Source organism: Alteraurantiacibacter lauratis, assembly GCF_037154155.1.
In the GTDB taxonomy this organism is placed as follows: domain Bacteria; phylum Pseudomonadota; class Alphaproteobacteria; order Sphingomonadales; family Sphingomonadaceae; genus Alteraurantiacibacter; species Alteraurantiacibacter lauratis.
In genome coordinates, this window is the sequence record NZ_JBANRN010000003.1 from 107,865 (window position 1) to 131,861 (window position 23,997).

Below are 23,997 nucleotides of genomic sequence, written 5' to 3' on the forward strand. Positions count from 1 at the left end.
CTCAGGCCACTCGGTACACGCTCAGGCGCACGGTGGAGCCAATCTTGCCTCCGCTGGCGAGAAACAGGCTGGAATTGACCCAGGTGTAATCGGGATGCCCGCTGTCCAGCCGGATCGCGGTGCGCATATAGTATTCGCTGGTGGGCACATTCTCGCCCGCGGCAATGCGCGCTGCCACCTCGGCGCTGGCATGGCGGATACCGCGGCTGATCACTTCGATCACCGCGCCTTCGGCCGTTTCGATGGCATAACGTGCGTCGAGTTCGGCCACGCCATTTACGCTTACCGTCTGCCAGTCCGCCCCCACATGCAGGATGCGGCCCGATATGCGCGGGCCGCTGGCGCTGCCGCCGATGATCGGGATGATGCGGCGGGTGCCGCTGGCGCAGGCGCCCATCTCGTGCGGACGGGACAGCTCCACCACTAGATCGCAGGCATGTTCCAGCGCGATGGTCACGCCGCCACCCGCGCCACCTTTGCGCCTGCGGGGATGGTGCGCGGTGCGTTGTTCAGTTCTTCGCGGGCAAAGCCCGCCGCCTTTTGATAGGCAAGCATGAAGGCAGCGCGTTCCGCCGCCGGGATCACATCGTCGATATGGTCGAACACGCCGCCGCAGCGTTCCTCCACCATGCCCAGCAGGCCGAACGGCCCGGCGCCCCGGTTGCGCAGCGCGAGGCTGCCGACCTTTTCGCACAATTCGGCATCATATTGCGCCAGCGCCGCCGGCGTGACGCCCACCTCCAGCATGATGCGGCCGATCACGCGCCCGTCGATGATCGCCTGCGATGCGCCGTTGGATCCGGTGGGATACATCGGATGCGCCGCATCGCCCAGCAGCGCCACCGGCCCATCGACCCATGTGGGCAGCGGATCGCGGTCGATCATCGGGTTTTCAAACGCCACTTCGGATTTGGCAAGCAGCGCGGGCACGTCGAGCCAATCATAGACAAAGCCGTCAAATTGGTGCGCAAACTCGCTCAGCTCCACCGCGCGGAACCAGCCCGATTTGCTCCAGTCGTGGTCGGCATCGAAGGTCTGTTCGGCAATCCAGTTGATGTCCGCCCGCCCGTCGTCACCCGGATGCGAGATCGGGTAGAACACGATGCGGTGGCGGCTGGTGCCAAGGCCGACAAAGGACGATCCGCTGCGGATGGGCACATCGCGCGCGGTGCCGCGCCACATGATCGTGCCGCCCCAACGGATCGGCGGCTGGCCGGGGTGCATCTGTGCGCGCACCGTCGAATGGATGCCTTCCGCCCCGAACAGCAACGCGCCCCGGTGTTCGGAACGGCTGCCGTCGCGCGCGGTGACGAGTGCGGTAACGCCGCCATCGGCTTCCTTGCGGTATCCAGTCACCTGCTGGCCCAGATTCACCGCATCGGGTCCCAGCCGTTCGAGCACCTTGCGGTAGAGCAGCAAATGGAACTTGCCCCGGTGCACGGCATATTGGTGCCAGTTATATCCCGCCAGCTTGCCGCGCGGTTCGGAGTAGATATCGCGCCCGTTGAGGCCCACCAGCGCCCATTCGCGCGCGGGGATGCCGACGTCGTCCAGCTCCGCCTCGCCAATGCCCAGATCCTCCAGCTCGCGCACGGCGTTGGGCTGGATGTTGATCCCCACGCCCAGCGGGCGCAGTTCGGCTACGCTTTCGAAGACGGTGCAGGGCACGCCGATCTGGTGCAGGGTAAGCGCAAGGGACAAGCCGGCAATTCCGCCGCCGGCAATCAACACGGTGTCGTGCTGCATCTGGACCGTCTCTCCGGATGGTGGAACCAGCGCCAGAGGCGCGCTCAACCGTAAAAAGCGACGCCTAGCCGCCTCTATCGGGTGAGACAATCACCTTCTGCCCGGTAAGGCGAAAGCCCGTAGCGCCTATTGCGCCGCCTCTGCCTGCTTTGCCGCGTGGTCGCGCGCCGCCAGGAAGCGTTCGGCATCGAGCGCCGCCATGCAGCCGGTGCCCGCCGCCGTCACCGCCTGGCGATAGGTGTGATCCATCACGTCGCCGCAGGCAAACACGCCGGGGATCGCGGTTTTCGGCGTGCCCGGCTCGACCACGATATAGCCGCCCTCGTCCAGTTCCAGCTTGCCCTTGAACAGCTCGGTCGCGGGCGCATGGCCGATGGCGACGAATGCGCCGTCCACTTCCAGCGTGGACTTTTCGCCTGTCACGGTATCGACGAGTTCCAGATGGCCCAGCGTGCCGTTTTCGCCTGCGACAAAGCGTTCCACCGCCTTGTTCCACAGCACAGTAATCCGCTCGTTTGCGAACAGGCGGTCCTGCAGGATCTTTTCCGACCGCAGCGAATCGCGCCGGTGGATCAGCGTCACATCGGGCGAATGGTTGGTGAGGTAGAGCGCCTCCTCCACGGCGGTATTGCCGCCACCGATCACCGCCACCTTCTTGCCGCGATAGAAGAACCCGTCGCAGGTGGCGCAGGCCGATACGCCCTTGCCGCCCAGTTCCTGTTCGCCCGGCACGCCCAGCCATTTCGCCTGCGCGCCGGTGGCGATCACCAGCACATCGCCCACATATTCATCGCCCGAATCGCCAATGGCGCGGAACGGGCTGCCATTTGCCAGATCGACCGAGACAATCGTGTCCCACATCATCCGCGTGCCGACATGTTCGGCCTGCTTCTGCATCTGTTCCATCAGCCACGGCCCTTGGATCACATCGGCAAAACCGGGATAGTTTTCGACATCGGTGGTGATCGTCAGCTGCCCGCCGGGTTGCAGCCCCTGCACCACGATCGGCTCCATCCCCGCACGCGCGCCATAGATCGCGGCGGAATAGCCGGCCGGGCCAGAGCCGATGATAAGCATACGGGTGGTGTGAACAGCCATGGAATCGTGTCTTTCGCCTGAATCGTTCGCCTGAATCTTTCGCCGTGGAGTTAGGCCGCAGCGCCCGGCAATTCAACCGCCCGCCCTGTGGACAGCGGGCAGGCTTTACTTGGGGGGACGATGGGTTAGGTTTGCGGGGAAAACATAAAGCATCAACGGGGAGAGAGATGGTGCGCGTATGGAGCGGCCTTGCCATGGCGGGCTTGCTGGCGCTTGGTGTGCCGGCAGTGGCGCAAACGATTGAGGACGAAGTGGGCCGCCCGCCTGCCCCGCCCGCCGGATGGCAGGCGCCGGTCACCCCGTGGGGCGATCCCGATATGCGCGGCACCTATCCGCTCGAAAGCATGGGCTCCACCCCGATGCAGCGCCCCGCGCATTTCGGCACGAGGCGGCTGATGACCGAGGAGGAATACCGCAATGCCTTCCTGTCGGCAGAGGAGCTGGCCGAGCTGGCCGATGTGGAGGACGAGGCGGGCGTTCTGGGCAGCGGCAACTGGTTCGAACGCGGCGCACCGCTGCGCCAGACATCGCTGATCGTGGAACCGGCCAATGGCCGCGTGCCCCCGCTGACCCCGGCGGGCGAGGAATTGCGCGCAGCGATGCGCGACAGCTGGAACATCGCGGTGTTCGAAGGGCCGCAGGATTTCAACAGTCTTGATCGCTGCCTTTCGCGTGGCCTCCCCGCCAGCATGATTCCCTTTCCCTACAATAACGGCCTGCGCGTGTTTCAGGCGCCGGGTCTGGTCGTCATCAATCTGGAGATGATCCACGAAACCCGCGTGATCCATCTGGGCAATGCGCCGCCGCTGCCCGATGCGTTGCGCAGCTATCTCGGCCATTCGCGCGGGCGCTGGGAAGGCAACACGCTGGTGGTGGAAACGACACATCTCAACGGCCTGTCGCCGATGGTGATCGTGGGCCCCACCAACCGCCCCATCCCCACCAGCGACCAATTGCGCATGGTCGAACATTTCACGCTGACGGGGCCGGGGCAGGTCTATTACGAGGCGTGGGTGCACGATCCCGTCGTGCTGACCGAGCCGTTCAAGATGGGCTTTCCCTGGACGCGCGACGACGATTACCAGCCTTTCGAATATGCCTGCCACGAAGGCAACACGATCCTGCCCGCCTATATCCGCGCCACCTCGCCCCGCTTTGCCGATTGGCGCGAGGCCAATGGCGGAACGCGCGATCCCGCGCCGGTGGTGCGGCAAGGGAATTGATCCGGGAAAGTGATGGCCCCCACACTGTAACGCGCGTTAGCAATTTGCGCTTGTCAAACGCAGCGGTGCGCGGGACTATACGGACAGGAAGCGCGGGGGAACATCCGCGCCGGGGAGAGGGTGATGACGGATAACGGCAAAGGGCCGCGGCTGGACCGGCGCGGCTTTATCGGTGGCGCGGCGTTAGGGAGTGCCGCGCTGATCGGGATGAGCGGACAGGCACTGGCGCAAACGGGCGGTGCGGCCCATCCCTCTGGCCCGCGCCCTTCCGGTTCGCCGCAAGTCGATTTCCCGGACGATCCGCGCGCCTTTGGCGGCGGCCCGGCCTCGGCCCGCAACCGCACCGAAATGGACCAGCGCGATTGCGAGGTGGAAGGCGACTGGCCCACCGACCTCGACGGTGCGTTCTACCGCGTGGGGCCGGACCCGCAATATCCCAAGCCCGAAGCCTATATCGGCGACATTCCCTTTGACGGGGAAGGCCATGTCTCGATGTTCCGCATCCAGAACGGCCATGTCGATTACCGCACCCGCTATGCCCGCAACGCCCGCTTTGTGGCGCAGGCAGAGGCGCGGCGCAGCCTGTTCGGCATGTATCGCAACCCGTTTACCGACGATCCATCCGTGGCCGGCCTCAACCGCGGCACCGCCAACACGCAATTGTTCCTGCATCACGGCAAGCTGCTGGTGTTCAAGGAAGACAGCCCGCCGGTGGTGATGGACCCGCTGACGCTGGACACGCTCGACCCCGAATACACATTCGGCGGCAAGCTGGAGAGCCAGACGCACACCGCGCACCCCAAGATCGACCCGGCGACCGGCGGGCTGATCGGCTTTGGTTACGAGGCGACCGGCTTCCTGTCGAAGGACATCAATGTCTACGAGGCAGACCGGGACGGGAACATCGTCTGGTCGGTCACCGTGGCCGCGCCCTATGCGGGCATGATGCACGATTTCTGCGTCACGCAGGATTACATCGTGCTCTATCTCGTCAACATGGTGGCCGATGAAAACCGCATCCGTGCAGGCGGCGTGCACTTTTCCTATGACAGCCGCACGCCCTGCTACATGGGCGTGATGCGGCGTGGGGGTGACGGGCGCGACCTGAAATGGCTGGTCGGGCCAAACCTGTTCTGCACCCATGTGATGGGCGGCTGGAACGAGGGCACAAAAATCACCGTCGATATGGACGGGGGCGAAGGCAATCAGTTCCCCTTCTTCCCCAGTCTGCACGAACCCTATGATCCGGTGAAAGGCACCGGCTACATCCGCCGCTTCACCGTGGACATGGCCAGCCGAAGCAATGACCGGTTCCAGGCCGAAACGATCTTCCCCGAAGTGCAGGGCGTGCTCAGCAGGCAGGACGACCGTTTCCACACGCTGCCCTACCGCTGGGGCTTCTTGCAGGTGACCGGCCCCAATGGCGGCTGGGCCGTGCTGGATCACCGGCTGGGCACATCCAAGGTGCTGTCGGTGCCGGGATACCAATTGTCCGAAATGACCTTCGTGCCCCGCCGCCACGATGCGGAGGAAGGCGACGGCTATCTGATTGGCCTCGGTTCCAGCATGGCGGAAGCCGGGCGCAGCGACCTGATCCTGTTCGATCTGGCCGATACCGATGGCGGCCCGCGCGCGCGGGTGAAAATGCCCTATCGCTGCGTCGGGCAGGTGCACGGCTTCTGGGCGGACGCGCGCGACATACCGGGGGCAAGCGCCGCGTGATGCGGGTGTGGCTTGCTGCGCTGGCGGCCTTCCTCGCTCCGCTCGCCTATGGCGCCGCGCTGGCGCAAAGCGGCCATGCCGAATGGATCAACACCGGACGCACGACGGATGAGCAGCGCTTTTCCCCGCTTGCCCAGATCAACGATGGCAATGTGGGGCAACTGGGCCTTGCCTGGTATGCGGACCTCGCCAGCGACCGCGGGCAGGAGGCGACCCCCATCGTGGTGGGCCGCACACTGTATAATGTGGAGCCGTGGAATGTCGTCACCGCGCATGATGCGACCACTGGCCGCGTGCTGTGGCGGTTCGACCCGCAGGTTCCCTTGCGCTTTGGCCGCCTTGCCTGCTGCGATATTGTCAGCCGCGGACTGGCGAGCGATGGGACACGCATATTCGTCGCCACGCTTGACGGGCGGCTGATCGCGCTCGATCCGGATAGCGGGGAGCCGCTGTGGTCCACGCTGACGGTCGACAACGCGCAAAGCTACACGATTACCGGCGCCCCGCGCGTGGCGGGCGATCTGGTGTTGATCGGCAATGGCGGCGCGGAAATGGGCGTGCGCGGCTATGTCTCGGCCTATGACCGGGCGACCGGCGAACTGCGCTGGCGCTGGCACACCGTGCCGGGCAATCCGGCCGACGGGTTCGAGAACGAGGCGATGCGCAGGGCCGCCGCGACCTGGAGCGGCCAGTGGTGGCTTTCGGGCGGCGGCGGCACGGTATGGGATTCGATCAGCTACGATCCCGATCTCGGCCTCATCTATATCGGCACCGGCAACGGATCGCCATGGACGCGCCGCTTTCGCAGCCCTGATGGCGGGGACAATCTGTTCCTCGCTTCCATCGTCGCGCTGGATGCACAAACGGGAGAATACCGCTGGCATTACCAGACCGTGCCGGGGGAGGAGTGGGATTACACCGCCACGCAGCAGATGATCCTGGCCGACCTCGAAATTGGCGGGCGCATGCGGCAGGTCATCATGCAGGCGCCCAAGAACGGCTTTTTCTATGTGCTCGACCGCGCGACCGGCGAACTCATCAGCGCCGAGGCGATTGCGCCGGTCAGCTGGGCGAGCGCGGTGGACACCGCCACGGGCCGGCCGGTTGAGAACCCGGCGGCGCGTTACGGCACCATTCCCGTCATGGTCAGCCCCGGCGCGGGCGGCGCGCATAACTGGAACCCGATGGCGTTCAGCCCGCTGACGGGGCTGGTCTATATCCCCGTGACCGAAACCTACATGGCCTATGCCGCGGCCGAAACTTACGAGCCGGAGCGCGGCGGGCTGGGCACGGCCTTCAGCGGGCATGACGATATCCGCCGCCAGATTGCCGAATATGCCGATGCGAACTCCAAGGGCTGGCTGGCTGCCTGGGACCCGGTGACGCAGACCGAACGCTGGCGCGTGCCCTACCCGCAGAAAGGATCGGGCGGCGTGCTCGCCACGGCGGGCAATCTTGTGTTTCAGGGCACGATCGGCACCACCTTTGCCGCCTACCGCGCCGATACGGGGGAGAAGCTGTGGGAGATGCCGGTGCAGAACGTGCCGATTGCCGCGCCCATCACCTATATGATCGACGGCGTGCAGTATATCGCGGTCAATGCCGGATGGGGCGGCGGGCTTGCCCATGTCGAGCGGGCGCAGTTTTCGCAATTGTTCCTCGGCCGCCCGCGCTTGCTGGTGTTTCGGCTTGGCGGCACCGCGCAATTGCCTCCGCTGCCGCCTGAAAGCATGGCGCTGCCCGAATTGGCGCCCCCGCCGCCGCTCACCGCATCGCCGCAGATCGTGGCACGGGGCGAGGCGCTGTATGGCGCGAACTGCGCGCTGTGCCACGGCAATGCCGCGCGCGGCGGGGTGAAGGATCTGCGCCACATGACGCCCGCCACCCACGCCGCCTTTGCCGACATCGTGCTGCGCGGATCGCGGGCGCGAAACGGCATGGCCAGCTTTGCCGATGTGCTTTCGGCAGAGGAGACCGAAGCCATCCACCATTACCTGATCGCCCGCGCCAACGAGGATTGGGGCGGCTGAACATCTGCCGGGAGGGGACACATGATGAGACACTGGAAAACCGCGCTTATGGCCGCGCTGCTGGGTGCGGCGGTGCCCGCTGCCCCGCTGGTGGCGCAAGCGCCAAACTACGCTCCGACCTATGCACAAGACCGGGCAGAGATCGAGGACCTGATGGCGCGGTATCTGTTCGCCATCGATTACTTCGACTGGGATGCCTATATGGCCACCTTCGCGCCCGATGCAGAGCTGGAATTTGCCAGCGGCACCTATCGCGGCCAGGCCCAAATCCGCGAGGCGGTGACGCGCTTTTCCGAAAATATCGGCCGCTTCTACCATACCGAGGACGGCCAACCCGCGAAGCTGCGCCACGTCGTGCTGCAATCCGCCGTGCGGGTCGAAGGCGACCGGGCATGGGGCACGACCTTGTGGGTGGAAATGGCCAATAACGGCCCCGGCGACGAGATGAAGATGGGCACTTACGGCATTTACGAGGACCAGTTCAGCCGCCTTGACGGGCGCTGGCTGATCCAGCGCCGCCGGGTGCTCAACGAATTCCTGCCCGGCCGCGAATCCGGCCCGGACAATCCGGTGCGCGGCATGGACGCGGCGGCCGACGCCGCGCGCGGAAGCGGCGGCTAGGCAATCCGGTCACAGCTTGGCCGCGGCAGACCGGAACTGCGGCTGATCCCTCAAGGCTCGCGCCGGACTTCCGCGTGGCGGCTTGCCGCTTTCAGCGCGCGCTCCGCTGCCTTCACCAGTTGCCGCCGGTCGTGCGCTCTTTGCTCCAGAATATTCTGAAGCTGGGCGGCGAAGCGTGCCCTGGTAATCGGATCAAGCCCGGCAAAGCTGGGCCCGGCAACCGCGCGCGCCACGGCCAGATCGTTCAGTTCGCCAAGGCAGTCCTGCAGCCTGCCCAGCGCCCTGGCGAGCGCCGCCTGCCGCGCCGAACCCGCCTTAGACGATCGCAGCGACGCGAAAAAGCCAAGGCCATAGCGCAGCTTCTTGACCTTGATCCGCAGTCGGTGCCGCTCCGCATCCGACATTTTCGCCAGATGTCCCCCATGGCGCAGAACCTTGTGCAGGCGGTGCGCGATGGCGTGGCGGGCAAAGGCGGTGATCGGCGCGTCACCGCCTTTCAGCTCTGGCGATGCCCTGCCATCGGCATCCTCAAGCCATGCCGCAAAGTCCTGCAGCAAGCGTTGAAAGGCCGCGCCGGCCAGCATGTGACGGGCCTCGCCTAGCGCGGCGTCGCGGTGAGCGATGAGATGGGCGAGCAGGTCCGCGCAATCCGGCTCGCCTGCAAGCGCATTGGCAGACACCAGGTCGCACAGCACTTGCAGATCGCGCGCCGGGCCCAGCCGGCCCGCAACCGCCTTCCATTCAGCCCGCAGCACGGCTGCCTGCGGATCCACCGTCAGCCGCCGAAACAGCGTGAAGGCCGCGCGCAGACGACGGATCGCTATGCGCGTCTGATGAAGAGCTTCCGCATCCCCGCTTGCCACGACCAGCGGATAATTGGCGAGAAGATGGGCGAGGCAATTGCGGGCAATCGCGCCGAAGCCCTCCCGCACATCCATCTGCGGGTTGAGCAGCACCGGCGGGGCGGTGCTTGCAACGGGGCCGGCCTGGGGTTTGACGGGACGGATCACATGCGCTCCCCCGGTTCGAAGCCTGCCCTCCCGATTCCTCGCGTGATGGGCGGGCCTCTCGCATCCTCTCACAAGTGGATCTTTCTTGCCCCTGCCGCCTGCCAATGCAAGGCATCCCGCTTGGCGCGCGGACTGGCTTTCCCGGTAACTTGCCCTCTGCTTGTATCCTGTGCCCGCCAATCAAGGTAGAGGAGGGCATGTTCAACGCCGCCGAATGGGCCATTCAAGTGCATCTTGCCTTGCAACTGCTGGGCGCTCTGGCGGCAGGCTTGCTGGTGGGGATCGAACGAGGCTGGCGGCAACGTGCCGAGGCCGAAGGCACGCGCGTGGCGGGCGTGCGCACTTTCACGCTGATCGGCGGAACAGGCGGGCTGGTTTCGATCACGGCAACGCATATCTCCCCATGGCTTGGCGCGATTCTGCTTGCCGCTCTGGTGGTCGTGGTGGCGGGAGCTTTCCTGCGCACGCGTCCGCAAGGCAGCAACCGCGATGCAACAACCATAGTCGCGGCCATGGCGACACTTGGGCTGGGCCTTCTGGCAGGAGCGGGCCTTGCCGCATTGGCGCTGGCGGGTGCGGCGCTGATCACGCTGGTGCTGGCCTTACGCAGGCCAATGCACGGCGTGCTGCGCGCGCTTTCCGAGGAGGAGGTGCGCGCCATTGCGCGTTATGCGGTGATTGCGGCCGCCGTGCTGCCCTTCCTGCCCGATGCGGCCTATGGCCCATACGGGGCGTGGAATCCCTTCCGCCTGTGGCTGGTCGTTGTGCTGGTGACCGGTTTTTCGGTCGCCGGCTATATCGCCAACCGGATCATCGGGCAGAACAGGGGGACGATTGCCACCGCGCTGATCGGCGGGGCCTATTCCTCCACGGCGGTGACCGCAGCCTTGTCCACCCGCCTGAAGGCAAAGGAACCCGGCCCCTTTGCGACCGGCATCGCGCTGGCCAGTGCCGTAATGTATGTCCGTGTGCTGGTCCTCGCCGCGATCCTTGCGCCGCGCGTCCTGTGGCCGCTGGCGCTCTTGCTGGGTCCTGCCATGCTTGCCGCATTCGTGCTGGTCGGCATCTTGTGGAAGCGGGAAACCGCCTCCACCGGGGCGGCCTCCACGCTCAAGGCCAAGCCTTTCGAACTGCTTCCGGCCTTGGGTTTTCTGCTCGCTGTGGCGCTGTCGTCAATGCTGGTCCACTGGGCAGAGGCCGAATTCGGCCAGAGCGGCGCGGCCATTTCCCTGTTCATCGCGGGCAGCTTTGATGTTGATGCGGCGATGGTCGCCTATGCGGTTCTTCCCGCCGAAGCGGTGCCGGTCAGCGTCGCGGCGCTGGCGCTGGCTGGGACGGTCGTGGTCAACATGGCGTTCAAGACCGCCATCGTGTTTGCCAATGCCGGGCCAGCCGCAGGTCGGCGCGCCGGATTTGCCTTGCTGGCGAGCTGCGCGATATTGGCTGTGACCTGCCTTGCCAATGCGGCAATCCTGTTCGGCTGACCCTGCAGCGCCAGCCGTCCTGCGCTGGACGGGATGCGCGGCCTGATCCATATCTGGCCGAGAGGGGATTGGGTGCAGGCGACCTCGCACCCATCGCCTGCAGGGGTCCCGCGTGCATGATCTACATTCTTCAGAATAGTGTGCCCATCGCACTGGCAACGCTTGCCGGGCTGGCGATCGGCGCGATCTGGCTGCACTATGCCGGATTGACGCCGCAGCGATGGCCGCTGATCGCGCTGGCCGTGCTGGCCGAGTTCTGGCTTGCCGCCATTCTTGCCGGCGCGCTGATCCTTGCCCCTTCGCAAGCCGGCGCATGGACGATGGCGCTGGGCAGTGCCTTCATCATCTGGCTGGGCTTTGTTCTGCCCGCGCTGGCAGTGACGCTATCCGCACTGGGCAGGCGCGCGCGGACAATCCTTGTGGCCAGCGGACACTGGCTGGCGGTGATGCTGGCGCAGGCCGTGATCCTGCACGCGATCGGGCTTGTCGCGCCGGAGGCCGCCTGACCGCACGGGATGTGACAGACGATCACAATCCGGCCATTTTCCGGTGCCGAAAGCTTCGCTGACCGGTCACCAATTGTGCATTGCAGCGTAACACTGCGCGCCTAGCGCACCCCTCGACCGCAGCGGCGAAAACGCCAGCGCGCGGGCATCACATGAGGGATAAAACCATGCACAGTTTGAGGACAATCGCCCTGGCTTCGGTCGCGCCGCTGGCGCTGTTCGCGCAGCCGGCTTTCGCCAATGAAGACACTGCCGAAAACGCCGATACCAGCACAACCACCACCGACGTTATCATCGTCTATGGTCAGGGTCAGACCCGCCAGGTGCAGGAAATCCAGGCGCAGGACATTTCCAGCCTGCTGCCCGGCACCAGCGTGATCCGCGCCATTGAAAAGTTGCCCAGCGTCAATATCCAGGCCGCCGATCCTTTCGGCAATTACGAATGGTCCACCCGCGTCACCATCCGCAGCTTCAACCAGAACCAGCTTGGCTTCACCTTCGACGGCGTGCCGCTGGGCGATATGAGCTATGGCAATCATAACGGCCTGCATATCAGCCGCGCGGTCAGCAGCGAGAATGTGGGTTCGGTTCTGGTCAGCCAGGGCGCTGGCTCGCTCGGCACCAATTCCACCGGCAATCTGGGCGGCACGGTCGAAACCTTCAGCATCGCGCCCGAAGGCCGCATGGGCATTGATGCCGCAGCCACCTATGGCAGCAACGACACGATGCGCGGCTTTGTCCGCGTGAATGCCGGCAGCGCCAACGGCGTGCGCGGTTACCTGTCCTATGGCTACGGTTCATCCGACAAGTTCAAGGGCGAAGGCAAGCAGGACCAGCACATGATCAACGCCAAGATCGTGGTGCCGATTGGCGAGGACGCCGCTCTCGACGCGTGGGCCAGCTATTCCGACCGGCGCGAGCAGGATTATCAGGACATGTCGCTCGACATGCTCAGCCGTCTGGGCAGCCGCTGGGACAATTTCTTCCCCGATTACGCGCTGGCGATCCGCGTGGCCGATATTGCCAATAATCGCGGCGATACCGGCGCGCCGGTTTCCAACGCGGCTGCCGGCACTGTATATCCGGGCGCAATCACCAGCGCGGATGACGCCTATTATGATGCGGCCGGCCTGCGGAAGGACTTCCTCGCCCATATCGGCCTGACGCTGCCCGTAGGGGATGAAGGCAGCTTTGCCATCCGCGGTTACTACCACGACAATTCCGGCCGTGGCCTGTGGGGCACGCCTTATGTGGCCAGCCCCAATGGCGTGCCGCTGTCGATGCGCACCACCGAATACGAAATGAACCGCGTGGGCGCGTTCACCTCGCTCGATTTCGCAGCCGGCATCCAGAACTTCACCGTTACTGCGTGGATCGAGCAGAACGAATTCAATCAGGCGCGCCGTTTCTACGCCTTTGAAAGCCGTACCAATCCGGGCCTGTCGTTCCGCGAATGGCCGAAGAACCCCTTCTTCACCCAGTGGGAGTTCGATTTCACCACCGACACGATGCAGTACAGCGTGGCCGATCGCATCGATCTGGGCATGTTGACGCTGAATCTTGGCTGGAAGGGCTTCAAGGTCAGCAACGAGGCGACGCCGATCGTGGCGGCGAGCTTCCCGTCGGGCAAGATCTCGGTCGAGGATTGGTTCCAGCCGCACGCAGGCTTCAACGTGGAACTCAGCGATACGGCCGAATTGTTCGGCGGCTTCACGCAGGCGACCCGTGCCTTTGCCTCGGCCACCACGACCGGCCCGTTCAGCACCAACCAGACCGGCTTCAACGCGATTCGCGACACGCTGAAACCCGAACAGTCCGACACTTACGAGCTGGGCCTGCGCTTCAACGATCCGGTCTTCAACGGCGTGGTCGGGGCGTATCTGGTCAACTTCCGCAACCGCCTGCTTTCCGCAGCGGCCGGGGCCAGTATCGTGGGCAACCCCAACGTCCTGCAGAATGTGGGCAATGTCCGCGCGCTGGGTTTTGAAGCGGTGGGCGATCTGCGCCTTGGTGGCGGGTTCAACCTGTTCGCTTCCTACAGCTACACCGATGCGACCTATCGCGACGATGTGTTCAACGTGTCGGGCACGCTGCTGGCCGCGATCAAGGGCAAGACCGTGGTCGATGCGCCCAAGCACCTGCTGCGCGGGGAACTGGGCTATGACGATGGTGCGCTGTTCGGCCGGATTGGCGCAAATTACATGTCGCGCCGCTTCTTCACCTACACCAACGACCAATCGGTGCCGGGCCGGGCGATTGTCGATGCAACGCTCGGCTACCGCTTCAACGACTTCATCGAAGCGCAGCTGAACGCCACCAATCTGTTCGACAAGGATTACGTCTCGACCATCGGGTCGGGCGGCTTCGGCAACAGCGGCGACCGGCAGACCCTGCTGGTCGGTGCGCCGCAGCAGTTCTTTGTCAGCCTGCGCACCAGCTTCTGAGCCACATCGGGCGGGCCGGCAGGAGAAATCCTGCCGGCCCGCCCTGCCCCTTCCTTACTCATTTCGACAGAGGGACGCCCCGCCATGGTCCGCACCACCCCGCCCTTGCTGCGCGTCAACCGCCGCACCGCCCTGTCGGGTCTTGCCCTTGGTGCGGCTGCCAGCGCTTTGCCCGTGCCTGTTGCCGCGCGCCCGAAAGGGCCGTTCCAGCACGGCGTCGCCAGCGGCGATCCCGACGCAACCAGCGTGGTCCTGTGGACGCGCGCCACCACCAGCGGGCCGGTGACGCTGACCTGCGAAGTGGCAGAGGATCTGGCCTTTTCGCGCATCATCGCCAGCCAGCAGATCACCACCGGTCCGGATCAGGATCACACAGCCAAATGGCTCGCCACCGGCCTCACGCCGGGCGCGTCCTGTTACTACCGCTTCCATTTTGACGGCCATGTCAGCCCGGTTGGCCGCGCGCGCACCCTGCCCGCCGGCCATGTCGAGCGACTGGGCATTGCGCTCGCCTCCTGCTCCAATTACGCTTTCGGCCATTTCCACGCCTATACCGCGATGGCGCACGATCCCGCGGTCGATTTCGTGCTGCACACCGGCGACTACATCTACGAATACGGGCATGATGGCTGGGGGGACGAGGTGGCGCAGGCGCTGGGCCGCCGCCACGATCCCGCGCACGAGATTGTCACCCTGTCGGACTATCGCCGTCGCCACGCGCAATACAAGACCGATCCGGGCGCGCAGGCGATGCACGCCGCCCATACCTTCATGGCCTGCTGGGACGACCATGAAAGCACCAACAATCCGTGGATAGGCGGCGCGCAGAATCACCAGAGCGCGACCGAAGGCGATTGGGAAACGCGCCGCGCTGCCTCGATCCGCGCCTATTACGAATGGATGCCGGTGCGCGAACCCGGCTGGCCGGGAACGCCGGGTCCCGATGGGCGCGAATTCTGGCGCAATTACGTGCTGGGCAATCTCGCCAGCCTGTTCACGCTGGAAACGCGCCACACCGCGCGCGCCGAGCAGGCCGATTATGCCGCTTTGGTGGACGTGGCGGGCGATGCGGAGGCAATAGCCCGCTTTCGCCGCGAGGTGATTGATGCGCCGGGCCGCCGGATGATTTCAGAGAGGTGCGAGGCGGATCTTGCCCAAGCCCTGCGCGCCTCTGTCGCGGCAGGCCAGAAGTGGCGGCTGATCGGCAACGCCATCCCGATTGCGCGCACCGATGTGCCCGATCTGGTCGCGCTGGGCGTGCTGCCCGATCCCTTTGCGCCCGACGCGCCCTATTCCGACAATGCCCTGCCCAATGCGCGCATTCTGGCGCTCAAAGGGCGCGCGGGCCTGCCCTTCTACCCCGACACCTGGGACGGTTACGGCTGGGCGCGCGAACGGCTTTATGATCTGGCGCGCGGTGCTGGCGCGGCTGACCTCATCTTCCTCACCGGCGACAGCCACAGCTTCTGGGCCAATTCGCTCAAGGATGCACGCGGCCGCCCGGCAGGTCTTGAACTGGGCACGGCGGGCATCACTTCGCCTGGCGATTTTGTCGAGAGCGGCTTCGGCGACGAACTGTCCCGCCGGCTCGACACAGCATTTGCCCAACATATTCCCGAAGTCGAGTGGACCGACAATATGCACCAGGGCTATGTCCGGCTGGATATGAGCCATGACGGCGCAACCGCCAACTTCATCGCGGTGGACACGGTGCGCGAGGCCCTGTTCCGCCCCTTCATCCTCAACCGCATGGAGATTGGCCGCGATGGCGATGCCATCCGCTTTGCCTGATCCGCCAAAGGGGAAACGTGGTGCCGGAGGTCAGGATTGAACTGACGACCTACCGCTTACAAGGCGGTTGCTCTACCACTGAGCTACACCGGCACGCCGCGCTTCCATAGGTAAGTCAACGGCAGGCGGCAAGATGCTCCCGCGTCAGGATGGCGATGCGGGAGGCAAGGTCGGCGGACGGCTTTCCACCGGCCAGCTCGCCTCCTCCATCCCCTTGGTCTTCCATAGCGAATACGCCACGCCCCCGCCAATCAGCGCAAAGGTCACGCCAAGGCTCATCCACGCCGGAATCTTCCCGCCATCGAGCACGAAATCGGATACGAAGATCTTCGACCCGATGAACACCAGCACCGCCGCCAACGCAAATTTCAGGTAATGGAATCGGTGCACCATCGCGGCCAGCGCAAAATACAGTGCGCGCAGGCCCAGAATGGCGAAGATGTTGCTGGTGTAGACGATGAAGGTGTCGGTGGTGATCGCAAAGATCGCCGGCACGCTGTCCACCGCGAATACCAGATCGGCCAGATTGATGACCACCAGCGCCAGGAACAGCGGCGTCGCCGCGCGCACCATCTTGCCGGTCTTTTCGTCCGCCACCTTCACGAAGAAGCGCTGGCCGTGCAGATCGGGCGTCACGCGCATATGCCGGCTGATCCACCGGATGGCGGGGTTGCTGCCGACATCCAGCGGCTCGTCGCCGGCGAAGAACATCTTGATGCCGGTGAAAATCAGGAAGGCGGCAAACAGGTAGAGCACCCAGTATGCTTCCGCCAGCAGCGCCGCCCCGCCCGCGATCATCAGGCCGCGCAGCACGATCACCGCCATGATGCCCCACAACAGCGCGCGGTACTGGTATCTGGCGGGAATGGCGAAATAGGTGAAGATCAGGCTGATGACGAAGACATTGTCGATCGACAACGCCTTTTCGATGAAGAAGCCGGTGTAATATTCGGACGCCGATGTCGCCCCGCGTTCAATCCACACCCACACGCCGAACAGCATCGCCACGGTGATGTAGAACACGCTGAGCTTGAGGCTTTCGGCAATGCCCAGTTCGCGGTCTTCCTTATGCAGCACGCCCAGATCGAACGCGGTGAGCAGGATGACAATCGCGAGGAACGCCGCCCAGAACCAGACCGGTGTGCCCAGCCAGTCGGTGGTGAGAAATGCGATCATGCAGCCTCAAATCTTGCACTAACGAAAAAGTCCCGGTGCCACCTTGGGAAAGGATTTGCCGGGACCAATTGGGGATCAGAGTTAGCGCGGGGAAAGCCCGTCCGGGCTGGAGGGGGGGGTGGGGAACGCCCGTGAGCGATGCCTCCCCCGCGCTGGCCGTGGCCGCTCTCAGGCGAGAGCGGACCGCAGCGAAACCTTGAACAGAAGCGCCTTCACGCGTGCCTTGGCCGTCGCCAGCCGAGTTGCAGCAAGCGGATCGGCCGAGCGGCTTTCACGCGCCATGCGCAGGGCATGGTCGATGCGCTGATGCATCTCGTTCAATCGGTACAAACGGGCCGTCATCCTTGTTCTCCCAATGGGCAGACAAAAGAGTGATCGGGCGGCTTTTGCGCTGGTCTGGTCGGGGGAGGATGGGGAACCCCGCCAGGAACGCATCGGCTGTCCGATGCGGTCCGACATCACGAGTGCCTGATAGACATTCGCCAGAGGGGCCCGGTCCGCACCCTCAATTTTGGAAAGGTGCCCGCGCCTTTCAAGAGGGGCCGGCCAAAAATTTTTCATCCCCCGTTGCGAAAGCCGCAAACGCGGAGCAGCAAGGCAGGCATGACGACGCTGATCCTCCTTACTCTCTCAAACATCTTCATGACCACGGCCTGGTATTGGCATCTGAAAGGCGGGCCGGAAATCGCCAATGCCCGCCCTCTGGCGATGGTGATCCTGATCAGCTGGCTAATCGCCGGGATCGAATACAGCCTGGCCGTGCCCGCCAACCGCATCGGATATATGAACGGATGGAGCGCAGGCCAGCTCAAGATCGCGCAGGAAGCCATCGCGCTCACCGTGTTCGGCATCTTCATGGTGGTGGTGCTGGGTGAGGCGCTGAGCTGGCGCCATCTTGCCGCCTTTGCCTGCATCATGGCGGCGGTCGGCTTTCTGTTCGTGGGGAAATAGGCGGCGATGGCGGCGCGCATCGCCCGTCTCGCGCTGCTGTACTGGGCCGCGATCTTTGCGCTGGGCTTTGCGCTGGGCGCTTTGCGGACGCTGTGGCTGGCCCCGGCAATCGGCGCGGTGGCGGCGGTGACGGCCGAACTGCCGGTCATGCTGGGGGCAAGCTGGCTTGTGGCGGCACGTTTGCTGGCGCGCCGGCCGCTGGAGCGCGCAGGGTCAGCGCTGGCGATGGGCCTGCTGGCATTTTCCCTGCTTCTGGCAGCAGAAGCGGCTTTGGCAGCGCTGCTGGCGGGCCAGGGCGTCAACGCATGGCTCGCCGGTCTGGCGCAGCCGGCGGGGGCGCTGGGGCTGGCAGGGCAGATCGTGTTCGCGCTTGTCCCGCTGGCCGTGTGGCGCAGATCCAGGCCGCGCGGATAGGGGGCAGCGCGAAAGCCGCCCCCTTGGCCCCGGATTACTGCGCGGGCGTTTCCTCTGCCGCAGGCGTCGCGGCGGCATCGGCGGGCACATTGGTCATCGGGGTTTGCGGCAAATCCACCGGCACGGCATTGGGATCGACCGGCGTGGTGATGATTTCGCCGCCGCTCTGGTCTTCCACATCGGCCACGGTTTCCACCGGTTCGTTCTGGCAGGCCGCCAGCAACATAACAGGCATCAGCAGGGCTGCGGCAGGGGCAATTGCAAAAGCGCGCATTGGATATTCCTTCCTCATGTGATCCATGATCCTCTGCCGCGCAGATTGCCCGCGCCCGCGCGGCGACACAAGGGGCATGGTGGCAAAATTGGGGCATTGGACTTAAAGCGGCGCCATGAAGCGGCGCAGTTCCAACGTTATCCCCTTTCGGCGGCCCCGCCCGCCGCGCCGCCGCACACCTGCCAAAAGCTGGCGTCAAGCCTTTCGCGAAATGCGTTTTATCTTTCTGCTGATCGCGATGGCCACAGCTTTCACCATCTATCAGACGCCGGGTTACATGGAGCCGCCGCGCTTTCTGGAAAGCGGGGCGGAAGTGGTGAATGCGCGCTTTGGCCGCTGCGGCAGCCCGCTTTGGCCTGCCTGCGTATCGGATGGCGACACCTTCCGTCTGGGCGAGCGGCGCATCCGCATTGTCGGCATCGACACCGCCGAGATGGACGCAGCCTGCGAAGCCGAAGCCGCCATGGCGGAGGCTTCGACAGTGGCGCTGCGCGAATGGCTCAACCGCGGCCCCTTCACCATGACCGCGCGGGCTGACGCGCCGACCGACCGCTACGGCCGCGAACTGCGCACCATCCGCCGCACTCTGCCCGATGGGAGCGAAGAAAACCTTGCCGACTGGATGCGGCAAAACGGCGGCGCACGCGGCTATTGGGGCGAGGGGCGCGGGGGCTGGTGCTGAGGCGCCGCGAACTTGTCGAAGTTGACAGTCTGTTGGATCGGGTTTTGCCGCGCAGGTTGTTGTTTTGGCGCGTGTTTTGCCGCGTTTGCGAAGTTGACAGATGTGCGCGGCGGTTTGTGCGAAGGGCATGGGGTGAGTCCGGGGTGTGGGGTGCCCGGACTTTGGCTGGCGGGGTGGGGTGTAGGGAAGGGCACGCCCCCTTCCACAAGCGGGAGGGGGATTGCAGCGCCACTAAAATGCCCTTCAGCCTGCGGGGAGCCGAAGGTGTGGCGTAGTCACAGCGGTTGGGGATGGGCTCGTGCGCTTACTCCGCCGCCTGCACCCCGGTGCCGCCGAACATATCCGGCTCGTTCGCTTCCACCGCACTGGCGTCCACCTCGTTCGCGGCCTTGGCCTTTTGGCGCGCGTCGAAGCTTGCCCACACATCCTGCCAGTTGCCGCGCGTTGCGCCCTTCGAATATTCGGTCGCGCGCGTTTCGAAGAAGTTGGCGTGTTCCACCCCGTTGAGCAGCGGGGTCAGCCAGGGCAGCGGGTGGTCTTCGACCATGTAGATCGCGGGCAGGTTCAGCTGGCTCAGGCGCCAGTCCGCGATGTAGCGGATGTAGCGCTTGATTTCCTTCGCCGTCATGCCGGGCACCGGGCCCATTTCAAAGGCGAGGTCGATGAAGGCATCTTCCAGGCGCACCGTCTTCTGGCACATGTCGATGATGTCTTCCTTGACCGATTTGGTCAGGCACTGCCGCTCGGCCACGAAAGCGTGGAACAGGCGCGTGATCCCTTCGCAGTGCAGCGATTCGTCGCGCACCGACCAGCTGACGATCTGCCCCATGCCCTTCATCTTGTTGAAGCGCGGGAAGTTCATCAGCATGGCAAAGCTGGCAAACAGCTGCAGCCCTTCGGTAAAGCCGCCGAACATGGCGAGCGTGCGGGCAATATCCTCGTCATTGTCGACGCCGAACTGCTGCAGATAGTCGTGCTTGTCCTTCATCTCGGCATATTCGAGGAACATGCCGTATTCGCTTTCGGGCATGCCGATCGTGTCGAGCAGGTGCGAATAGGCCGCGATATGGACGGTTTCCATATTGCTGAACGCGGCCAGCATCATCTTCACCTCGGTCGGCTTGAACACGCGGCCATATTTGTCGTGGTAGCAATCCTGCACCTCGACATCGGCCTGCGTGAAAAAGCGGAAGATCTGGGTGAGCAGATTGCGCTCATGCTCGGACAGGTTCTGCGCCCAGTCGCGGCAATCCTCGCCCAGCGGCACTTCTTCCGGCATCCAGTGGATCTGCTGCTGCCGTTTCCAGAACTCGTAAGCCCAGGGATATTCAAAGGGCTTGTAGGTCTTGCGGGCTTCGAGCAACGACATCTGGTATCTCCGGCATGAATCGCGAAATGCCAGCATAGGGAATCATGGCCGCGAAACGAAGGCAACATGGCCTTTTTGCATGGGGATAAAATGGGGACGAACCGTGGCTTTTGCGAGTCCGGCCGTTGGCGGGCGAAGCGGGGCTTACCGCACCCCCTTGTTCAGCCGGCGCGATATCTCCAGCGCCACCAGCATGGGCGTCGACCAGAGCCAGGAAAACAGGCTCGCTTCTTCCCAATTGCCGCTTTCGGGCAATTGCAGCGAGCATTTATAGGCTTCGAGCAAATTGTCGGGCGTGCAGGCCGACGGCCAGAGCGCGTGGTGATACAGGAACCAGCCGAGCAGCAGCCAGCCGATCTGCGTCGCATACAGCGCGAAATAGCGCGACACGCGCACATCGCCCAGCCCGTAATAGGTGCGTGACCGTCTGAAAATCCGGCTTCCCATGGCGGCGGATTTTACGTGCCATTGGTTAACAAAGCGCACCCTTGCCAAGGTTAAACTCTGCTTAACACCCCTTCCTTTTCAGTCAGTTATCCAGAATCACGAAGGGCGCCCACACCGCCGGATGCGCGGCATCCGGCACATCGGCCCGCGCCATCAGCGCCAGTTGCGCCTGCCGCAGCGCCTCGGCGCGCCCCTCGCCTTCGGCCGCGCGGCGCAAGGTCTCCACGCTGAGGATGGCGGCGGCATCGTCGCGCACGCGCCAGTGGCTCAGCATCAGGCTGCGCGCACCCGCCTGCGCAAAGGCGCGCGCCAGGCCCGAATAGCCCGGCGCCGAGGCGCTTTCGCCCGCCGCCGTCTCGCATGCGGAAAGGATCACCCAGTCCGCCGCCAGCCGCATCGCGGCAATCTCGCTGGCGGTCAGCAGGCCGTCGGCATCGCTGCGCGCCGGATCGGTGGCGGTGAGCAGCAGCGCCGGCTCGTCCAGCCCCGGCACATCGCCGCCGACCAGGCCGTGCGTGGCAAAGGCGATCACGCCGAATGCGGACAGGTCAAGCGCGGCGAGCCGTTCCTCCGTCGCCTCCGCCCCTGCGAGCACCAGCGCGGGTGCGCTGCCGTGTGCCGTGCCCGCGCCGCCACTCACCGCCGCGGCAAGCGCCGCCAGTTCCTCCCGCGCGCGGGGCAGCGGCGGCAATTCCAGCGTGCCGCCGCGCAGAACGGCTCTATCGGCCGCACCGGGGAGCATTTCGGGCGCACCCACACCCAGAAAACCGCGCGCCGTTTCAGCAGCCGCCTGTGCAGGCCGCGGCGCGCCGGGTTCGGCCAGAACACGCAGCGCATGGCTTTTGACCAGCCAGGGCGCATCGGCCAGATGGGCAGGATCGGCCGCACCGGCAAGCAGCACGGCGGGCGAAAGCCGCGCCAGATAGCCGCTGGCGGGGAAAATCAGCGTGTCCGCCCTGTCGAGCGCGGGGCGAAGGGCGTCGGGAAACACAATCTCGAACAGCGCTTGTGCCGCGTCCACATCGAACGCGCCATGCAACGGCGATTGCGCCGCATCGCGCAGGCGCGTCGCCAGCGCCTCCACCGCGCCCGGAGTGATCGCGGTGTCGGCCCAATGCACATCCGTGCGCGATACCGCAATCGTCACCGCGCGGGCCGGCAGGGCGAGCGGCAGCATCAGCAATTCGCCCTGCTCAAGTTCGCGCTGCATGTCGTCAAGCGAAGGGATGCGCGGGCGGGCCAGCGCGGCAAATCCGGGAAAGGCGGCCTCCAGCGCGGCCTGTGCCGCCGCCGCATGATCCTGTGCGGTGGACAGGCGCACGGCGAGATCGCCCGCCTCGCCCGTCCCGTCGGCCTGCGCGCGGCGCAGCGCGGCGGACAAGTCCTCCATTTGCGCCTGTGCTGCTTCCAGATCGGCCACCAGGGCGCCAAGCCCCGCATCGCGCGCCTGCGATGCCGCCGCGATGCGCGCATTGGGCACCGCCAGATCGGACAGGAGCGCCAGTTGCGCGGCGCGCACCGCGTCCTCGCTGGCGCCTGCCGCCAGCGCCACTTCGAGATGATCGGCAAAGGCGGCAGGCAGAATCCGCGACAGGGCGATGCGCTCCTCCTGCCGCGCGGCGAGGTCGAACATCTGCTCTTCAAACCGGGCCGTTGCGGCGCGCGCTTCGTCCAGCGCCTCGGCATGGCGGCCCAGCCCCGCCAGAATACGCGCACGCACCAGCCGCGCGGTGAGCACTTCGCTGTGATCGGCACGCAGAGCGGCACTCAGCGCGGCCAGCGCAGCATCGGCCAGCGCCAGCGCCTCGGCGCGCTGCCCCAGCCGTTCCAGATGATCGGCCAATTGCACCTGCCCGGCCGCCAGATGCCAGTCGCCCGGCTCCAGATCCTCGGCCAGCCGTGCCACGCCGCCGCGCGCGACCTCGACCGCCTCGTCCAGCCGCCCCTGCGCGGCAATGCTGCGCGCCAGATTGATATGCGCCTGCCCCCGCGTATAGGGCTGGCTCTGGTTGCGCAGCCGGTCGGCCATGGCGGCAGCGGCGGCAAAAATGCCTTCCGCATCGCGGTGGTTGCCGCGCAATTGCAGCGCGCGGCCCAGCATCGACAGCGGATCGTAGATGTCGTCCACCTCTTCGGCGTGAAGCCTGCGCTCCAGTTCCAGATGGCGGCGGATCAGCGGCTCCGCCTCGCCATAGCGGCCATAGCGCAGCAGCACGCCGTAGGCCGAATTGAGCACATTGCCCATTTTCGGGTGATCGGGCGGCAGATGCGCCAGCGCGTGCTGTTCGGCCAGCCGCATCGCGCCAAGCGTATCGGGGCGTTCGAGGAAATATTTCACCACCCCGCAGGACGAAGCATCGTTCACGATCATCGCATGATCGGGCCGGGGGGCGGCAAGCCCCAGATCGCGCGCGGTGCAGAAGGCCGCTTCGGCGGCAACCAAATCGCTTTGCGCAAAGGCGAGCGAGCCACGGGCATTATGCGCCAGCGCCTGCCGCGTCAGCCCCGCCTCGCCCTGCGCACGGGCCAGCGCCAGCGCCGCATCGGCGCGCGCCGCCGCCTCGTCCAGCCGCCCCAGCTCGGTCAGGATCACCGCTTCGTAAGCGAGCAATTCGGGCGCGAAATCCGGGCTTTCCGGCAAACTGTCCACCAGCGCGCGCGCCGCGCCGATCTCCTCCCACGCCGACGGGTAATCCTTGGCGTAATAGAGCGCGATGGCAAGGCCAAGCCGCGTCTGCGCGCGGGTGGCGGGATCAGCGGCAGGATCGGCGGCAATGCGCGCGGCGAAATCCTGCCACGCCGCCAATTCGCCTGCGGGAGCGGCCAACCGGTCGCGCGCCAGCATATCCTGTAACGTGGTGGCAGCAGCAGGGTGCGCGAAAGCGAGGAAGGCCGCGCCCCACGCCACTATCTTGCGCGTCTGCACTGCCCCGCCAACCAAACCGCCTGCCTGCCCCATTAACCAAGTCTGGCAAATGGGCGGATGGGAGGGAAGGGAAAACCGGCGCG

21 protein-coding genes and 1 tRNA gene are annotated in these 23,997 nt (G+C 65.4%); 11 read left to right on the forward strand and 11 right to left on the reverse strand.

What is annotated here, in order from left to right; genetic code table 11:
* Position 1: 1 nt before the first annotated feature.
* The 3 genes from WFP39_RS04340 to trxB form a co-directional block, all read right to left on the reverse strand.
* Positions 2–457, reverse strand: coding sequence for a DUF3237 domain-containing protein (locus WFP39_RS04340; RefSeq protein WP_336917920.1), 456 nt, complete (start codon positions 455–457; stop codon positions 2–4).
* On the reverse strand, positions 454–1,746 hold the full coding sequence (locus WFP39_RS04345) for a flavin-dependent oxidoreductase (protein WP_336917921.1): 1,293 nt from the start codon (positions 1,744–1,746) through the stop codon (positions 454–456). Before WFP39_RS04345 ends, WFP39_RS04340 begins: the two co-directional genes overlap by 4 nt.
* A gap of 126 nt (positions 1,747–1,872) precedes the next feature.
* On the reverse strand, positions 1,873–2,844 hold the full coding sequence (gene trxB, locus WFP39_RS04350; RefSeq protein WP_336917922.1) for a thioredoxin-disulfide reductase: 972 nt from the start codon (positions 2,842–2,844) through the stop codon (positions 1,873–1,875).
* Between the two features lie 167 nt (positions 2,845–3,011).
* On the opposite strand from trxB, the gene WFP39_RS04355 reads away from it, so the two are divergent.
* The 4 genes from WFP39_RS04355 (at position 3,012) to WFP39_RS04370 (ending at position 8,440) form a co-directional block, all read left to right on the forward strand.
* Positions 3,012–4,067, forward strand: coding sequence for a hypothetical protein (locus WFP39_RS04355; protein ID WP_336917923.1), 1,056 nt, complete (start codon positions 3,012–3,014; stop codon positions 4,065–4,067).
* A gap of 123 nt (positions 4,068–4,190) precedes the next feature.
* A complete protein-coding gene (locus tag WFP39_RS04360; RefSeq protein WP_336917924.1) occupies positions 4,191–5,789 on the forward strand; it encodes a carotenoid oxygenase family protein in 1,599 nt (532 codons plus the stop codon).
* Positions 5,789–7,819, forward strand: coding sequence for a PQQ-dependent dehydrogenase, methanol/ethanol family (locus WFP39_RS04365; RefSeq protein ID WP_336917925.1), 2,031 nt, complete (start codon positions 5,789–5,791; stop codon positions 7,817–7,819). The genes WFP39_RS04360 and WFP39_RS04365 overlap by 1 nt, the downstream gene beginning before the upstream one ends.
* A 21-nt stretch (positions 7,820–7,840) precedes the next feature.
* On the forward strand, positions 7,841–8,440 hold the full coding sequence (locus WFP39_RS04370; protein ID WP_336917926.1) for a nuclear transport factor 2 family protein: 600 nt from the start codon (positions 7,841–7,843) through the stop codon (positions 8,438–8,440).
* Between the two features lie 50 nt (positions 8,441–8,490).
* Here WFP39_RS04370 and WFP39_RS04375 read toward each other — a convergent pair whose 3' ends face one another.
* Positions 8,491–9,450, reverse strand: a complete 960-nt coding sequence (locus WFP39_RS04375; RefSeq protein ID WP_336917927.1) for a CHAD domain-containing protein — start codon at positions 9,448–9,450, stop codon at positions 8,491–8,493.
* Positions 9,451–9,647: 197 nt separating this feature from the next.
* Between WFP39_RS04375 and WFP39_RS04380 the strand changes: the two genes are divergently transcribed.
* The 4 genes from WFP39_RS04380 (at position 9,648) to WFP39_RS04395 (ending at position 15,675) form a co-directional block, all read left to right on the forward strand.
* The gene (locus tag WFP39_RS04380) at positions 9,648–10,934 is read left to right on the forward strand and encodes an MgtC/SapB family protein (protein ID WP_336917928.1); all 1,287 of its coding nucleotides are present in this window, start codon (positions 9,648–9,650) and stop codon (positions 10,932–10,934) included.
* Positions 10,935–11,050: 116 nt separating this feature from the next.
* Positions 11,051–11,440, forward strand: a complete 390-nt coding sequence (locus WFP39_RS04385; RefSeq protein WP_336917929.1) for a hypothetical protein — start codon at positions 11,051–11,053, stop codon at positions 11,438–11,440.
* A 167-nt stretch (positions 11,441–11,607) separates the two neighbouring features.
* A complete protein-coding gene (locus tag WFP39_RS04390) occupies positions 11,608–13,884 on the forward strand; it encodes a TonB-dependent receptor (RefSeq protein ID WP_336917930.1) in 2,277 nt (758 codons plus the stop codon).
* Positions 13,885–13,968: 84 nt separating this feature from the next.
* Positions 13,969–15,675: an alkaline phosphatase D family protein gene (locus WFP39_RS04395; RefSeq protein ID WP_336917931.1), complete on the forward strand. Its 1,707-nt coding sequence runs from the start codon at positions 13,969–13,971 to the stop codon at positions 15,673–15,675.
* 18 nt (positions 15,676–15,693) lie between these two features.
* On the opposite strand, the gene WFP39_RS04400 is transcribed toward WFP39_RS04395, so the two are convergent.
* The 3 genes from WFP39_RS04400 to WFP39_RS04410 all read right to left on the reverse strand — a co-directional run bounded on the left by WFP39_RS04400 (position 15,694) and on the right by WFP39_RS04410 (position 17,193).
* A tRNA-Thr gene (locus WFP39_RS04400) sits at positions 15,694–15,768 on the reverse strand.
* 51 nt (positions 15,769–15,819) lie between these two features.
* A complete protein-coding gene (locus tag WFP39_RS04405; RefSeq protein WP_336918079.1) occupies positions 15,820–16,848 on the reverse strand; it encodes a TerC family protein in 1,029 nt (342 codons plus the stop codon).
* 171 nt (positions 16,849–17,019) lie between these two features.
* Entirely contained in the window at positions 17,020–17,193 is a 174-nt protein-coding gene (locus WFP39_RS04410; RefSeq protein WP_336917932.1) for a DUF465 domain-containing protein, read from the reverse strand.
* A 261-nt stretch (positions 17,194–17,454) separates the two neighbouring features.
* Between WFP39_RS04410 and WFP39_RS04415 the strand changes: the two genes are divergently transcribed.
* Together WFP39_RS04415 and WFP39_RS04420 are read left to right on the forward strand one after the other, a co-directional pair.
* Positions 17,455–17,802: a DMT family protein gene (locus WFP39_RS04415; protein WP_336917933.1), complete on the forward strand. Its 348-nt coding sequence runs from the start codon at positions 17,455–17,457 to the stop codon at positions 17,800–17,802.
* A gap of 6 nt (positions 17,803–17,808) precedes the next feature.
* Entirely contained in the window at positions 17,809–18,216 is a 408-nt protein-coding gene (locus tag WFP39_RS04420) for a hypothetical protein (protein ID WP_336917934.1), read from the forward strand.
* Between the two features lie 34 nt (positions 18,217–18,250).
* Here the strand turns inward: WFP39_RS04420 and WFP39_RS04425 are convergent, their stop codons facing one another.
* On the reverse strand, positions 18,251–18,490 hold the full coding sequence (locus WFP39_RS04425; protein ID WP_336917935.1) for a hypothetical protein: 240 nt from the start codon (positions 18,488–18,490) through the stop codon (positions 18,251–18,253).
* Between the two features lie 211 nt (positions 18,491–18,701).
* Between WFP39_RS04425 and WFP39_RS04430 the strand changes: the two genes are divergently transcribed.
* Positions 18,702–19,172, forward strand: a complete 471-nt coding sequence (locus WFP39_RS04430) for a thermonuclease family protein (protein WP_336917936.1) — start codon at positions 18,702–18,704, stop codon at positions 19,170–19,172.
* Between the two features lie 304 nt (positions 19,173–19,476).
* Here the strand turns inward: WFP39_RS04430 and WFP39_RS04435 are convergent, their stop codons facing one another.
* The 3 genes from WFP39_RS04435 to WFP39_RS04445 form a co-directional block, all read right to left on the reverse strand.
* Positions 19,477–20,541 carry a ribonucleotide-diphosphate reductase subunit beta gene (locus WFP39_RS04435; RefSeq protein ID WP_336917937.1) on the reverse strand — a complete coding sequence of 355 codons (1,065 nt, stop codon included), beginning with the start codon at positions 20,539–20,541 and terminating at the stop codon, positions 19,477–19,479.
* Between the two features lie 144 nt (positions 20,542–20,685).
* On the reverse strand, positions 20,686–20,988 hold the full coding sequence (locus tag WFP39_RS04440; RefSeq protein WP_336917938.1) for a hypothetical protein: 303 nt from the start codon (positions 20,986–20,988) through the stop codon (positions 20,686–20,688).
* An 82-nt stretch (positions 20,989–21,070) separates the two neighbouring features.
* Positions 21,071–23,947: a CHAT domain-containing protein gene (locus tag WFP39_RS04445; protein ID WP_336917939.1), complete on the reverse strand. Its 2,877-nt coding sequence runs from the start codon at positions 23,945–23,947 to the stop codon at positions 21,071–21,073.
* Positions 23,948–23,997 lie beyond the last annotated feature (50 nt).